This window comes from Ensifer adhaerens (assembly GCF_000697965.2).
Classification (GTDB): domain Bacteria; phylum Pseudomonadota; class Alphaproteobacteria; order Rhizobiales; family Rhizobiaceae; genus Ensifer; species Ensifer adhaerens.
The window spans coordinates 905337-918392 of record NZ_CP015882.1 but is presented as its reverse complement, the minus strand read 5'-3'; the positions used below and the strand labels follow the sequence as shown (position 1 = coordinate 918392).

12 protein-coding genes are annotated in these 13056 nt (G+C 63.6%); 4 read left to right on the top strand and 8 right to left on the bottom strand.

Annotated elements, in window-relative coordinates; translation table 11 throughout:
* Positions 1–114 precede the first annotated feature (114 nt).
* Together FA04_RS31815 and FA04_RS31810 are read right to left on the bottom strand one after the other, a co-directional pair.
* Positions 115–588, bottom strand: a complete 474-nt coding sequence (locus tag FA04_RS31815; RefSeq protein WP_034803391.1) for an SRPBCC family protein — start codon at positions 586–588, stop codon at positions 115–117.
* The gene (locus FA04_RS31810; RefSeq protein ID WP_051659650.1) at positions 581–1096 is read right to left on the bottom strand and encodes an SgcJ/EcaC family oxidoreductase; all 516 of its coding nucleotides are present in this window, start codon (positions 1094–1096) and stop codon (positions 581–583) included. Before FA04_RS31810 ends, FA04_RS31815 begins: the two co-directional genes overlap by 8 nt.
* A gap of 294 nt (positions 1097–1390) precedes the next feature.
* Between FA04_RS31810 and FA04_RS31800 the strand changes: the two genes are divergently transcribed.
* On the top strand, positions 1391–2380 hold the full coding sequence (locus tag FA04_RS31800; protein WP_051659649.1) for a LysR family transcriptional regulator: 990 nt from the start codon (positions 1391–1393) through the stop codon (positions 2378–2380).
* Between the two features lie 226 nt (positions 2381–2606).
* Positions 2607–4046: an NAD-dependent succinate-semialdehyde dehydrogenase gene (locus FA04_RS31795; protein WP_034805416.1), complete on the top strand. Its 1440-nt coding sequence runs from the start codon at positions 2607–2609 to the stop codon at positions 4044–4046.
* 71 nt (positions 4047–4117) lie between these two features.
* Here FA04_RS31795 and FA04_RS31790 read toward each other — a convergent pair whose 3' ends face one another.
* Positions 4118–4411, bottom strand: a complete 294-nt coding sequence (locus FA04_RS31790) for a type II toxin-antitoxin system RelE/ParE family toxin (RefSeq protein ID WP_034798189.1) — start codon at positions 4409–4411, stop codon at positions 4118–4120.
* Positions 4411–4659 carry a type II toxin-antitoxin system ParD family antitoxin gene (locus FA04_RS31785; RefSeq protein WP_034798187.1) on the bottom strand — a complete coding sequence of 83 codons (249 nt, stop codon included), beginning with the start codon at positions 4657–4659 and terminating at the stop codon, positions 4411–4413. Before FA04_RS31785 ends, FA04_RS31790 begins: the two co-directional genes overlap by 1 nt.
* Positions 4660–4929: 270 nt before the next feature.
* On the opposite strand from FA04_RS31785, the gene FA04_RS31780 reads away from it, so the two are divergent.
* On the top strand, positions 4930–6387 hold the full coding sequence (locus tag FA04_RS31780; RefSeq protein ID WP_234798828.1) for an MDR family MFS transporter: 1458 nt from the start codon (positions 4930–4932) through the stop codon (positions 6385–6387).
* 50 nt (positions 6388–6437) lie between these two features.
* Here the strand turns inward: FA04_RS31780 and FA04_RS31775 are convergent, their stop codons facing one another.
* From FA04_RS31775 to FA04_RS31760, 4 genes are all read right to left on the bottom strand, one after another.
* Positions 6438–9131, bottom strand: a complete 2694-nt coding sequence (locus FA04_RS31775; protein WP_034798183.1) for a TonB-dependent receptor — start codon at positions 9129–9131, stop codon at positions 6438–6440.
* A gap of 125 nt (positions 9132–9256) precedes the next feature.
* Positions 9257–10240 carry a FecR family protein gene (locus tag FA04_RS31770; protein WP_034798181.1) on the bottom strand — a complete coding sequence of 328 codons (984 nt, stop codon included), beginning with the start codon at positions 10238–10240 and terminating at the stop codon, positions 9257–9259.
* Positions 10237–10764 carry a sigma-70 family RNA polymerase sigma factor gene (locus tag FA04_RS31765; RefSeq protein WP_051659402.1) on the bottom strand — a complete coding sequence of 176 codons (528 nt, stop codon included), beginning with the start codon at positions 10762–10764 and terminating at the stop codon, positions 10237–10239. The genes FA04_RS31770 and FA04_RS31765 overlap by 4 nt, the downstream gene beginning before the upstream one ends.
* A gap of 265 nt (positions 10765–11029) precedes the next feature.
* Positions 11030–11866: an oxidoreductase gene (locus tag FA04_RS31760; protein WP_034798179.1), complete on the bottom strand. Its 837-nt coding sequence runs from the start codon at positions 11864–11866 to the stop codon at positions 11030–11032.
* Positions 11867–11982: 116 nt separating this feature from the next.
* Between FA04_RS31760 and FA04_RS31755 the strand changes: the two genes are divergently transcribed.
* Positions 11983–12885 carry a LysR family transcriptional regulator gene (locus FA04_RS31755; protein ID WP_034798177.1) on the top strand — a complete coding sequence of 301 codons (903 nt, stop codon included), beginning with the start codon at positions 11983–11985 and terminating at the stop codon, positions 12883–12885.
* Positions 12886–13056: the final 171 nt, after the last annotated feature.

Here is a 13056-nt window from a genome sequence, read left to right as displayed (position 1 = left end):
GTGGCCGCTTCAATGGCGCAACACCCTGAAAAACAATTAAAAATTGTTCATATTCGGGTGTCGCTCATCAGGTTTTGACGGCCATCGCTTCAGTGGTGACGGTTCCTCCGTCCGTCAGGCATCGGCCGGCGCGCGCTCGATTTCGTCGGCAAGCGCCTGAAACAATTCGCGAAACCCAACCTCACGTTCGCCCGGCTCGTTGAGACGATCGAGGAAAGCGGCCTGCTCGGTGTAGTTGAGGCGCGTTCCCTCGCCGTCGGCGGAAAATTCGAGGGTTCCGAGCGAAGCCGAAATCGGCCTTCCCGCCACGGTCATCGTGTAGGAGAAGACGATGCGCTTATTCGCAACGATCTCAAGATAGATCGTGTCGTTGCACATGACCGGGCCGTTTCCGAAGCGGAAGCGGCTGTGCTCGCGGCCGCCGACCTCGAAAGACGAGGTGAATTCGTCGACCGTCCACCCCTCCCCTTCGAAGAACCAGCGTCGTTTGGTGGCGGGATCCGCAAAGGCATGGACAACGGTCGCCGGTGTTGCGGCATAGCTGCGGCGAATGACGAAGGTGGCGTGGCCGGCAGATCTTTCATTCATGCGCATGGGTCTCGCCGCTGGTTGCTTCATCCACCGCCCGCTGCTGGGCGGCGATCTTTTCGTTCTGGTGCGTGGTGTTCTGGGCGACAACGATCCTCCAGGCGCCATCGTGGCGTCGAAGAATATAGAGCGGCCGCCCCTCGTCCTCGCCCGGCCGGCGGTTGCCTTCGGCATCGACAGGAATTTGCCGCACGTTCACCGCGACGACATCCGCATGCAGGAAGGTGATGCGCTCGACGTCGTAGAGCGCCTGAAAATCGCGAAACAGGTTCGGGAGTACGGCGGCGGTGAAGGCATGGATTGCCGGCGCGCCGACGATTTGGCGCCCGAATGCGGTTGTCCATACGGCCTGTGGCGCCAGCAACGAGACGAAACCGTCGACGTCCCGGAGCCATTGGGTCTCTTCGACCCGGGCGACGAACGCGAGAACGGCACTGACATCGCGGGCATCAGGTGACGATACGCCACGAGCTTGGCCGATTGCGGGAATGGGGCGCATGCGCGGCATCACGGCGTGCTCCCAACGGTGCGGTACCCGACCGCTAGAGCCTGGGCGACAGATCCGGAAACGTGGGTGCGAAATACCGGATCCACGCCAGGCCCTAGCAGCAGGAAAGCCTCGTCCGGCGGCCGGCCGGCGATAGAAGCTTCATCGACGTTACACGGGACGGAAGAGGCGAAGATACGGACGGTGATGCGATCACAGTCGCATGCCTCCCGCGTGTCGGAGGTGTGGTGATTGATGATCGGCCGTTCCATTGCCTGCTCCCTTGACCCGTGGGCGGAGCATTGCCCAATTCAAATGATCAATGTAATTGCTCAAATATCGATCACTTTGATCGGGATGGCCGATCATGCTGGATGCCTTGACGCTCGACCAGTTGCGCGTATTCGTCCCGTCGTCGACCACGGTTCGTTCCGGGCGGCAGCGCGCGCGCTCGGGCGTGCCCAATCCGGCCTCAGCAGCGCCATCCTGAACCTCGAAACGGAACTGCGCCTGCCGCTGTTCGACCGCTCCCAGCACCGCCCCGAATTGACGAAGGCCGGAGCGACCCTGCTTGCAGAAGCCAGGACCTTGCTGATAAAGGCCGACGCGCTGCGGGCCAAGGCGAACGGCTTCAATCAGGGCATGGAATCGGCGCTGCGCGTGGCGCTCGACCCGCTGCTTCCTCTGCCGGATATTGCACGGGTCATCAGCGATTTTACCCGCGCCCATCCCGGCGTGCGGGTGGAGCTTGTGACGGCGCCGATGACGATGGCGTTGAGCCTGGTGCTCGACGGCGACTGCGACCTCGGCCTGACGGCGGCACAGGAAACGGACGCACATATCGCCAGCGAGGCGGTCGCAGCCTTTCCGGGCATGGTTCCGGTATGCGCCGGCGGTCATCCCCTGGCCGCACCCCGCGACGGAACCGTTGGCCTGACGACGGTCGATCTTGCCGACCATCTGCAGATCGTCGTTGCGGATCCTGCAGCCGATGCGCAGGCGGTGAGCTACGCAGTCTTCTCGCAGCAAACGCTGAGGGTCAGCGACCTTGCGACCAAACACGCCCTCATTCTTGCCGGGGCCGGGTGGGGTCATCTGCCGCTATGGCTGGTCGCGGCAGATATTGGTGAAGGGCGGCTCTGCGAGGTGCCACTCGCGGCCCGCAACGGTCTCCCCGGCCCGCTTCTCCCCCTCTACACGATCCGCCGGATCGATCGGGTCCGCGGACCCGCAATGGAAAGCCTGTGCAGGCTCATGATTGCCCACTTCGGCGGTCAGCCGCAGGCCACATCGGCACTCCCCTGATCGGGCTAGCAATACGCAGACGAGTTCGAGAAGGCAGCCAGGGGGTTGACGTCTGCGAGCGGAGCGTCTTCAGTTCGCCCCGAATAGGGTTGCCGCCTTGCAACGGGGCGGCCACGTCCCCATCTCCAGATCTCAAGGTCGCCTGGCCAGGCGACCTGTTCCCCATTGACCTGATCCTACGGCATCGCGCTCAAAGCGGCGAACTTCATTCAGTAAAGGGTTTCCCATGGCTCACTATCCAGACATCCTGCTTCATATCGACGGCGCCTGGCGGCCGGCGCGTTCCGGCAAGACCATTCCCGTCATCGACCCCGCCAACGAGGAAACGATCGGCCAGGTGGCCTGGGCCGAAGTGGAAGACCTCAATGAGGCGCTTGCGGCCGCCGAGAAGGGCTTCAAGACGTGGCGGGCAACCTCCGCCTTCGACCGCGCCCAGGTGATGCGGTCGGCAGCCGCCCTGCTGCGCGAACGGGCCGGCGACATCGCCTTTCTGATGACGCGCGAGCAAGGCAAGCCGCTTGCCCAGTCGAAGGGCGAGATCCTTGGCGCCGCCGACATCATCGAGTGGTTCGCCGAGGAGGGAAAGCGGGCCTACGGCCAGATCATTCCGCCGCGCGCACCCGATGTCACCCAGATGACCGTCAAGCTGCCGGTCGGTCCGGTTGCCGCCTTCACGCCCTGGAACTTCCCGATCAACCAGGTGGTGCGCAAGCTGTCGGCGGCGCTGACCACCGGATGCTCGATCATCGTCAAGGCGCCCGAGGAAACACCGGCGTCGCCGGCCGAACTCATCCGCTGCTTCGTCGATGCCGGGCTTCCGGCCGGCGTCGTCAACCTCGTCTACGGCGTGCCCTCGGTCATCTCGGAATACCTGATCGCCCATCCGGTGATCCGCAAGATGTCGTTTACCGGCTCGACCCCGGTCGGCAAGATGCTGGCGGCCCTTGCCGGCCAGCACATGAAGCGCGCGACGATGGAACTGGGCGGGCATGCGCCTGTCATCGTCACCGATGATGCCGATGTCGAACGCGCCGTCGCCATCATGTCCGCCAGCAAGTACCGCAATGCCGGCCAGGTCTGCGTGTCGCCGACCCGCTTCCTCGTGCAGGAGCGCGTCGCCGATCAGTTCCTCGACGGCTTCGTCGCCGCCTCGAAGACGATCAAGGTCGGCAACGGTCTCGAAGCCGGCGTCGACATGGGGCCGCTTGCCAACGAGCGGCGCATCCCGGCGATCGAAAGCCTGGTTGCCGACGCGCTCGAGCATGGTGCCCGATTGGCGACCGGCGGCCATCGCATCGGCAACCGCGGCTACTTCTTCGAGCCGACGGTTCTGGCGGACGTGCCGCTTTCCGCCCGGATCATGAACGACGAGCCGTTCGGCCCGGTCTCGATCATCAATCGCTTCCATGATCTCGACGAGGCGATCAACGAGGCCAATCGCCTGCCCTTCGGTCTTGCGGCCTATGCCTTTACCGGATCGGAGCGCAGCGCCCACCGCCTGGCAAGCGAGGTCGAAAGCGGAATGATTTCGATCAACCATCTGGGCCTGGCGCTCCCCGAAGTCCCCTTCGGCGGCATCAAGGATTCCGGCTACGGCACCGAGGGCGGATCCGAAGCGATCGAGGCCTATCTGGAAACACGCTTCGTCACGCGAAAGAGCGTCTGACACCGGCCGCAGGCAACTGCCTCGCGACCGAGAAGCAACAGGGGACGGCGCCCGATGGCGCCGTCCCCTGCTTAAAATGCGTTGCTGATCCAGTCCTCATGCCCATGACGGACGCGAACGACGAGGATGTCGCCGTCCGCCTCGACCCGGTAGACGACCAGATGCGCCTTGAACGGATGGATGCGCATCGGCGGCGACAGCTCCGTGCGTTCGCGCGCCATGCGCGGGTTGGCGGCAATCAAGGCGAATACGGCGAAGAGTTCATCGTGATATCGCCGCGCCTGGGCGGAGCCGAAAAGGCGCACCCCATCTGCGGCGATCGCGATGATGTCTTCTTCTGCCGCGACGGAAAGCCGAAACGCCATTATCCGCGCGGCACTTCAGCGCGCGTAAGCGCCGCGGAAAAGAGCTCGTCCTTGGAGCGGGACCCGACGCCGCTCTTCAGACCGTCGTCGACAAAGCGTTGCATCACCGCAACCTTGTCATTTCGCTCCTGATCCCTGCGGATGAGGTCGCGCACATAATCGCTGGCGTTGGCATAACGGCCCGTGCGCGTTTGCGCTTCCACCCAATCCTTCATCGGGTCGGGCAAGGATACGTTCATCGTCGCCATGTCGGTCTCCATTTCCTGCGGGCAAGCATGGCATACTTTGGCAAAGTTTGTCAAATCAGCAAGCCCAGGCTGCCGGTTTTCGCCCCGCACAGCCCCGCATCCTGCTACGCTCGTGCAGACCATCGTGCGGTGCATCGGAGGCGCCGGTCCGGTCTGATCGCCAAGGCGGTTGACTATCGGCATGCCAGCCTTTCTGAATGCCGTCGGCACTACTAAACGTCGGATTGCAATCAGGCCGCAAGAATGACTGAGACGCTTCATCGAAATGCAATGGCAGCAACGGGGTCCGCCCTTTCCGAGCCGGAAAAGAACGTCATCATCGGCGGCGTTCTTCTCTCCATGCTTCTGGCCGCGCTCGACCAGACGATCGTGGCGCCGGCGATGCCGACCATCGGCAAGGCGCTGGGACATAGCGACTACCTGCCCTGGGTCGTGACCGGCTACCTCCTGACCGCGACGGCCATGGCGCCGCTTTACGGCAAGATCTCGGATATCTACGGACGGCGGCCGACGATCTTTGCGGCCATCATCATCTTCCTTGCGGGATCGCTGATCAGCGCGCTGGCACCCAACATGCTGACGTTGATCGTCGGCCGCGCCGTCCAGGGCCTGGGTGGCGGCGGCCTGTTCGCACTGGCGCAGACCGTCATCGGCGACCTCGTTCCGCCCAAGGAACGGGCGCGCTACGCCGCCTGGATATCCGGAACGTGGGCGGTTGCGAGCATTGCCGGACCGCTGCTCGGCGGCACCTTCGCCGAACACCTGCACTGGTCCCTGATCTTCTGGATCAACATCCCGCTCGGGCTTGCGGCGATGGCGATCATCAACAAACCGTTGAGGAAACTGCCGACCGTCGCCCGTGCGCACCGGATCGACGGGGTTGGCGCTCTGTTGCTCGTCGCCGCGACCGCGCTCTTGCTGCTTGCGCTCAACTGGGGCGGCAGCCGCTATCCCTGGCTTTCCACCGTCATACTCGGCTTGCTCGGCGCTTCCGTCGTCCTCTGGCTCGCCTTCGCCCTGCGGCTGTGCAGGGCGAGCGAGCCACTGATCTCGCTGGAAGTGCTTGGCAATCCCATCGTCCGCTACGGAACGCTCGCCATGTTCCTGGCGCAGGGCGCCAATGTCGGGCTCTCGGTCTATATCCCCGTCTATGCGCAAACGTTCCATGGCCTGTCGGCCAGCAGTTCGGGCGTGGTGATGCTCGGCCTGCTGCTTGGGACCGTCTGTGGAGCGACGACCAGCGGGCGGACGATACCGCGCATCGTTCACTATAAGAGGATGGCGCTGGTCGGCGGCGCGCTGGCCTTTCTTTGCCTGGCGGCCCTTGCTGCTCTCGCCGGTCGGACCTCGCTCGTCGTCCTCGAAATGCTGACATTCGCCGCCGGTTTCGGCTCGGGCATGACCTTTCCGGTGGCGACGATTTCGGTTCAGAACGCCGTCGACCAGGCGCATCTTGGCGTCGCAACCGGTGTTCTGACGTTCCTGCGATCGCTCGGTGGCGCCCTCGGCGTCGCGGCATTCGGCGCGATCGCTCTTGGCAACGGACTGCCGCTTGCTGGCGAAGGGGTGGGACCGCTCGGCACGACGGTTACGTCGGCCGTGCCCTTCACCTATATCTTCATCGCGAGCGCCGCAGCGGTGGCGGCGGCGCTCGTCTTCTTTCATCTCATGCCGGAAAAACCACTGCGAGGCCGTGACGAAAATCCTGTCGCCGCAGTCGTCGAATAGCTGGCCGCGCCGGCGCCGGCGCGGTCATGAACGGCATGCGGTTCGCGGGCTCAGAACTCCGCCTTCAACGACGCGTAGAAGGTACGTCCCGGGCCGGGCTGCTGCACCAGGCTCAAGGGATCGACATAATAGGCGTCGGTCAGGTTCTCGATGCGGAAGGCCGCCGTCAGGGTCTCGTTGATCCGGTACTCGGCGAACGCGTCCACCAGCGTATAGGGCTTCCAGTCGATCAGCGAGATGAACTGGGAAGCGCCCTGCGCGGTCACGTCGCCATGACCGATCGCGCGCGATCCTGTGCGAGAAATCCGCCCGCCAACCGTCAAGGCGTCGTCGAGGAATGTCTGCGACAGCGTCAGCGCGACCGTGTATTCCGGCGGCACCTGGTTGGTGGCGTAGTCGGCATAGAGCGACTTGTGTCCGCAAGTGGTCGCTGTTCGGCAAAACTCGACGTCAGTGTAGTAGTTGGCGGCGAGCTCGGCGGTAAAGCCGCCGCGTTCATAACGACCGGACAGTTCTATGCCCTGGAAGTGCGCGCCGGCAATGTTGTGAATGCGCATGCCGGAGATCCCGCGCGGATCGGTATACCATTCGCGCGAGATGTAGTTGTCGACATTCCAGTCGAAGAAGCCGAGCTTCATCATCGCCTGGTCGTCGGCCGAAAATACGCCTTCGCGCCTCAGGTTGGTGCCCACTTCCCAATTGCTCGACCGTTCCGGCCGCAGGTTGGAATTGACGTTCATGGTGAAGGCCGAAACGCCCTCGAAGATGCTCGGCGAGCGCAGTGCGTTCGAGTAGTTCACATAAAATTGAGTGCCGTCGAAAGGCTCCAACGTCACGCCCACCGAGGGGCTGAAGCCGCCGTCGCTGAGGGCTGTGTCGTAGGTGTAGCCCGGTCGGGCCTGTTCGGGGGCATTTCGATCCTCGGTCCAGTAGTGCTGGTAGCGCAGGCCACCATTGATCGTCAGCCAATCGGTGGCTTTCCAGGCAGCCTTAGTGAAGGCCGCCGCCTCCTGCCGCGTGCCATCGCGAAGGTCGAGCCAGGTCTCCAGTTCCGGTGTGAACTTGCTCGGTCGCGTATCCTCGCTCAGGAACGACAGGCCGTAGGTCAGGTCGAGCCCGCCGTAGTCGGTCGTCAAAACCGACGTGTTTGCGACATCGGCGCCCCACATGAAGGTGTCGGAGCCGGTGCGGAAATCGGCCGGCAGGCCGAAATCTCCGGGCTGCGGATAGAGCACGCCGCTCCGCCGGGGATTGCGCAGCTCCAGCCGCGTGGCCCAGAGATTGGCCTTGAGATCGATGAGGTCGTTGTCGTCAGGCTTCCAGCCGTATCGAAGCGTGCCGGCATCGACCTTCGTTCCCGCCGTCTGGCCCTGCTGCATCGCCTGACCCCGATCCGAGGTCAGGCGCGACGCCAGGAGGTCGCCGGCCTCGCTGCGAAAACCATTGTAGCCGAACTGCAGGCTGTGACCGTTCTCGAAGCGAACGGTGCCCTTGGCGAGATAGGACTTTGTCTGGAGCTGGGTGTTCAGCACCTCCTCGCCGGCGCGGTAGTTGGCGATGCCAATATTGTCGATATAGTCTTTCCAGCCCCGGGCGGGCGGCAGGCATACGCCGCTCTCATAGCAGAAGGGTCGCGGTCCCATACTCACCGGTACTGCCGAGGGTCCGTTGGTGCCCGCGTGATAGTTGCCCTGCCGGCGATAGGCGTAACCGGCAAGGAGGTCGACGTTTTCTTCCTGCATCGCACCGACGATGCTGCCCGAGCCGCTGGTCGGATCGAAGAACGAGGGGCGGTCCATTCCGTCGCTTTTTGCCGTTGCGACCGGAGGCGCCCAGGTGCCCCCCGGCCAGGCATAGCCCGCCGTGGTGCCGGCCGGCGGCGGCGTGGATGTGTTGGTGCCAAAGCCGCCTTTGACCCGAAGGCCGAATGTGTGCCCCTCCTTCACGATGTCGCCGGCGTCCAGCGTGCGCATCGCCACCGTGCCGGAGATACCGCTCGATGCGACGTCCGATCCCTTGGTGATATCGACGCCCCCCAGGAAATCCGGATCGACGAAGGTCCGGTTGGAGATGCCCTGATAGCCCTGATAGACCGTGGCCGAATTGCTGGCTCCGTCGACGGTGACGGCAACGCGGCCCATACCCTGCATGCCGCGGATGTTGACGTCGACGGCGCCGGCGCCGTTGCGCGCTTCGCCGGAAAGCACGCCCGGCGTGCCGCGGAAAATGTCGGCCGGGCTCGAGCCGCGGAAGCGGTCGATATTTTCTTGCGAGATGTAGGCGGTCGGCGCAGCCGTTTCATAGGGCGCATCCACCGGATTGATGATGCCGCCGCCGGCGACGATCGGCGCAAGCATCGTCTCGCCGTTGGCCGCACCGACCGCGTGCGCACCGGAAACGCGCTCGGTGATCGTGACGGTCCCGCCGTTCAGGCTATAGGAGAGGCCGCTGCCGGACAAAAGCTGGGAGAGCGCCTCTGCCGGGGGGATCGGTCCGCTGACGGCAGGCGCGGATTTCCCCTGGGTCAGCGATGCCGAATAGGCAAGTCTCAGCCCCGACTGCCGCGCAAATGCCGTAAGCGCCGCGGTCAGGGACTGCGCCGGTATGTCGAAGGTGGTGGCGCCGGAACGGGCAGACCGTTCCTGTTGTGCCAGAGCCGGCATTGCCGTTTGAAGTGAACCGACCGCCGTGGTTGCGACCACGACCGCGCCAAGAAGTTTGTTTCGCCCCGTTTGTCTGGACATCTGATCCCTATTCCCATGCTGTGAGCGAGGGATCGTTCTTCCTGCTGGCAGGACACACCCCTCAAAAGCCGAGACGAGGCGTCACCCAAAAACCCGCAACGATGTTCGAAAAAAAATGAAACCGGCTAGACCGCCGAGATCAATGTCACGAAGCGCGTCATGCGCGTGACCCGGATCGGCAGGCCGGACGCAAGTGCTGAAAGCGAGGCGTCAGGGGTTCTGAGATCCAGCACCGCGCTGACCAATGTCGACTTCAAGCGGTCGTGGCTGAAGACGATCCAGCCGCCGTGATAGCGGCTAAGGGCAGCGACGACGTCGCCGAGCCTGCGGTTTTCGGCGACATACATGCCGGACTGCCATGCGAGTGCGATTGCCGGATCCTGCACGACAGGGTTACCGATGGCGCCGTCACCCCCGACCGACACGCGCTCTCCCTCGGCGATCGTAACGCCCATGAGGTCCCCGCCTGCCATTGGCGATACGCGAACGGAATGGCGGGTGACAGCAATGCCGAGCGAACCATCGGCGGCATTGGCGTCCACGTCGAAGGCGGTTCCAAGGGCCTTGACGATGGTTTCACCTGAGGCAACCTGAAAGGGTCGTGCGTCCGCCGCCACGTCGAAGAATGCCTGGCCTTCCTTCAGGACCACCCGGCGCGCCCGTTCGTCGAAATCCACGTCCATCGCAGTGCGCGCGTTGAGGACCACCCGTGACCCGTCGGGCAGGTTGATCGAACGCGTCTCTGCCGTGGTGGTCGCATAGTCGGAGCCGAGGATGCGCAGCCAGGGGCGCGAAGCGGCAAGCCCGCCTCCCAGAACAGCGATGCCGACCGCACCGGTTAGAAGACGGCGGCGCGAAAGGAGTGCGGTGTCGCGGCCGGGATAGACGAGACCGGTGCGGCGATCGCGGCGCAGATGTGCCGCATCGTCCCACAAGGCTTCCGCTTCGACCGCCGCCGCCTCGTGCTCGGCACTTTGTCCGCGCCACGCATCATAGGCGCGTTGGTCCTCGCTGGTCGCCTCGCCGGAATGCAGCCGGACGACCCAGGCGAGCGCCGCGTCGGAGATGTCCCTTGCGGGACATTGCGTTGTCGCTGATGCCGGTTTCATCGCCGCCCCTTGTCAGACATGGTCCAGCTCTCGCCGCACGTCGCGCAATGGCTCAGGGCACGCAGCATGTGCTTTTCGACCATGCTGACCGAGATGCCCAGCGTTTCGGCTATTTCGCGGTGCGAAAGGCCCTCGACCTTGTTCATGATGAAGGCCGTTCGGCAGGCCACCGGCAACTCGTTCAAGAGAACGGAAAGGGCTGCGACCTTGTCGCGAAATTCCAGCCGCAACGCAAAATCGTCCGACGATGACAGACGGTCTGCCTGGTCCAATTCGACCCGGCGCGACCACTCCCGCTCGAGCTTGATGCGAAAGTCGATCGCCGCATTTCGCGCTGCCCTGAACAGGTAGGAACGCGGGTGCTCGACGCTGCGGCGGTCTACCCTCACCATGCGCAGATAGGCGTTCTGCACAACTTCCTCACCGTCATCCCGATTGCCGATCAGGCGCGATGCGTAGCGCACCACCTCCTTGTGGTGACGCCTGAAGAGCAGACCGAGCCAGTGATTGAGAGAGCTTGCCATCAGCCACCCTTCCTAGCGAAGCGCGCCACGGCGGTCTTGGGGGTGGATTTCTTCAGGCATGATGCAAACTTCGCGGGAAAAGCTGCGGCTCGTCCGATGCCGCACGCCAATACTTGTCTCTTATACTCATGTTTTAGAGCCCGACAAGCGCCTTTGCGCGAAAACGCTGGGATTGGATCGCCGGCACCGAACCCCGGATGGTTCCGGGCAGTCGGTACCGGCGGCATTTATTGCTGATCAGAAGAAAATCGATCCAGGCTCTGTTTCAAACGGCCTGTTCGAAGTCTGTCGAAACGGAAACCGTGTGCCACTGGGCAAGAAGATCGCGATCCGAAGCGTGCTTGGCCTCGATCGCAGCCACCGTGTCGCTGCCAAGCGGAAGCCGGACCGGCGGCTGCTCCGCATCGACGAACGCAATCAGTACGTTCGCAAGCGTGTCGGGGTTGCCCGGCTGGTTGTGGCTGATCTCCTTCGCCTTGCTGCGAACGGCACCTGCGGTCTCCGCATAGTCGCTGATCTCGATCGGGCTGATGCTCAGTGACGTCGAGTCGAGAAAATCCGTGCGGAAATAACCGGGCTCGATCGCCGTCGCGTAGATTCCGAGGGGCGCGAGTTCCGCCGCCAAAGCCTCGGTCAGTCCCTCGACGGCAAACTTCGTCGAGCAGTAAACGCCGAAACCAGGTCCGCTGCGGTAGCCGCCGACGGATGAGAAGTTGAGGATCCGCCCATGGCGTTGGCGGCGCATGTGCGGCAGCACCGCGCGGGTCACGGCCAGAAGTCCGAAGACGTTGGTCCGATAGAGCGCTTCAATCTCGGGACCTGTCGCTTCCTCGACCGCGCCCAGGAGACCGTAGCCGGCGTTGTTGACCAGGATGTCGATGCGCCCGAAGCGCGCGATCGCCTGGCCCACAGCCTGATGCGCCTGGGCCTCGTCAGTGACGTCGAGCGCGACGGCCAGGAGATTGGGATGATCCCCGAAGCGGTTCGCGATCGCCCTGGGATTGCGCGCCGTCGCGACCACCTGATCACCCTTCGCCAGGGCCTTTTCAACGATAAGAGCACCAAATCCACGGGATGCGCCAGTGATGAACCACGTATGCATGTGAACCTCCGGTTTGTTTCGCCGCTCCATCGTCGGCGGCTGGGAAGGTTGTACTGCGAGACGTCTGCTGAGATAATCGACTGGATTCTTGTTGAGTTGTTGAATAGCATTCATCAATGCGAACCATATCGCCGTCCGACCTGTCGCCTTTCCTTGCGCTCGCCCGCCACCAGAGCTTCCGCCGTGCCGCCGACGAGATCGGCTGCACGCCGTCCGCACTCAGCCACGCCTTGAAGGCGCTTGAGGAGCGCCTGGACCTTAGGCTCTTCAACCGGACCACCCGCAGCGTTGCGCTGACCGAGGCGGGAGAACTTCTGCTCGCCCGCGTGGCGCCCGCCTTCCGCGACATCGAGGACGCCCTTGACGATCTCAACAATTTCCGGGGAGCGCCGATCGGACGGTTGAGGTTCAACACGGCGCGCGCTTCGGCAAAAATGGTTCTCCTGCCAATCGTTGCGCGGTTTCTCGAAAGTCATCCGAAGGTCAACATCGAGATCGTCGTCGATAACGACCTTGTCGACATGGTGTCGGAGGGTTTCGATGCGGGTGTTCGCTTTGGCGAGATCGTCGCGCAGGACATGATCGCCGTCCCGATCGGTCCGCGCCAGCGTACCGCGATCGTGGCAACACCTTCCTTCTTCGAGCGCCACGCAAGGCCGACTGCTCCCGAGCATCTGAAGGCGCTGTCCTGCATCGGACTGCGCTTCGGCAGCGGAAGGCTCTATGCCTGGGAGTTCGAGCGCGGCGGTGTCGAAGTTCAGGTCGAGGTGACCGGTGCCCTGATCGTCGATGACCAGGACATGATGGTCGATGCGGCCCTTCTCGGCGCGGGGATCGCCTTTGCCTTCGAGGACCAGGTGCGCGCGCTCATCGACGAGGGCAAGCTGGTCCGCGTCCTTGAAGACTGGTGCCCCTATTATGGTGGCTTCTATCTCTATTATCCGAGCCGACGCCAGATGCCGGCGGCGCTCAGGGCATTCGTCGATTTCGCCAGGGTCTGGGACAAGTCAACGCCTTGAGCCGGAACGGCGCAAGCGATCGTCGAGCCCGCTCGCTGCCCCCCCTTTCCGCGTAATGTCCGTGCAACCTCGCGTTTACAATCGTCTCGGCAAGGTTTTACTGACACCGGTCTATGCCGCCTCAATAAAAGCGTCAGCCGAACGGCGTTGCCGGTCCAACAACATGGTGCG

Excerpts from the sequence above, each read along its gene's own strand:
- FA04_RS31780 (WP_234798828.1), top strand. The coding sequence starts at position 4,930 with ATGGCAGCAACGGGGTCCGCCCTTTCCGAGCCGGAAAAGAACGTCATC.
- FA04_RS31810 (WP_051659650.1), bottom strand. The coding sequence starts at position 1,096 with ATGCCGCGCATGCGCCCCATTCCCGCAATCGGCCAAGCTCGTGGCGTA.
- FA04_RS31755 (WP_034798177.1), top strand. The coding sequence starts at position 11,983 with ATGCGAACCATATCGCCGTCCGACCTGTCGCCTTTCCTTGCGCTCGCC.
- FA04_RS31760 (WP_034798179.1), bottom strand. The coding sequence starts at position 11,866 with ATGCATACGTGGTTCATCACTGGCGCATCCCGTGGATTTGGTGCTCTT.
- FA04_RS31770 (WP_034798181.1), bottom strand. The coding sequence starts at position 10,240 with ATGAAACCGGCATCAGCGACAACGCAATGTCCCGCAAGGGACATCTCC.
- FA04_RS31790 (WP_034798189.1), bottom strand. The coding sequence starts at position 4,411 with ATGGCGTTTCGGCTTTCCGTCGCGGCAGAAGAAGACATCATCGCGATC.
- FA04_RS31775 (WP_034798183.1), bottom strand. The coding sequence starts at position 9,131 with ATGTCCAGACAAACGGGGCGAAACAAACTTCTTGGCGCGGTCGTGGTC.
- FA04_RS31785 (WP_034798187.1), bottom strand. The coding sequence starts at position 4,659 with ATGGCGACGATGAACGTATCCTTGCCCGACCCGATGAAGGATTGGGTG.
- FA04_RS31800 (WP_051659649.1), top strand. The coding sequence starts at position 1,391 with ATGATCAATGTAATTGCTCAAATATCGATCACTTTGATCGGGATGGCC.
- FA04_RS31795 (WP_034805416.1), top strand. The coding sequence starts at position 2,607 with ATGGCTCACTATCCAGACATCCTGCTTCATATCGACGGCGCCTGGCGG.
- FA04_RS31765 (WP_051659402.1), bottom strand. The coding sequence starts at position 10,764 with ATGGCAAGCTCTCTCAATCACTGGCTCGGTCTGCTCTTCAGGCGTCAC.
- FA04_RS31815 (WP_034803391.1), bottom strand. The coding sequence starts at position 588 with ATGAATGAAAGATCTGCCGGCCACGCCACCTTCGTCATTCGCCGCAGC.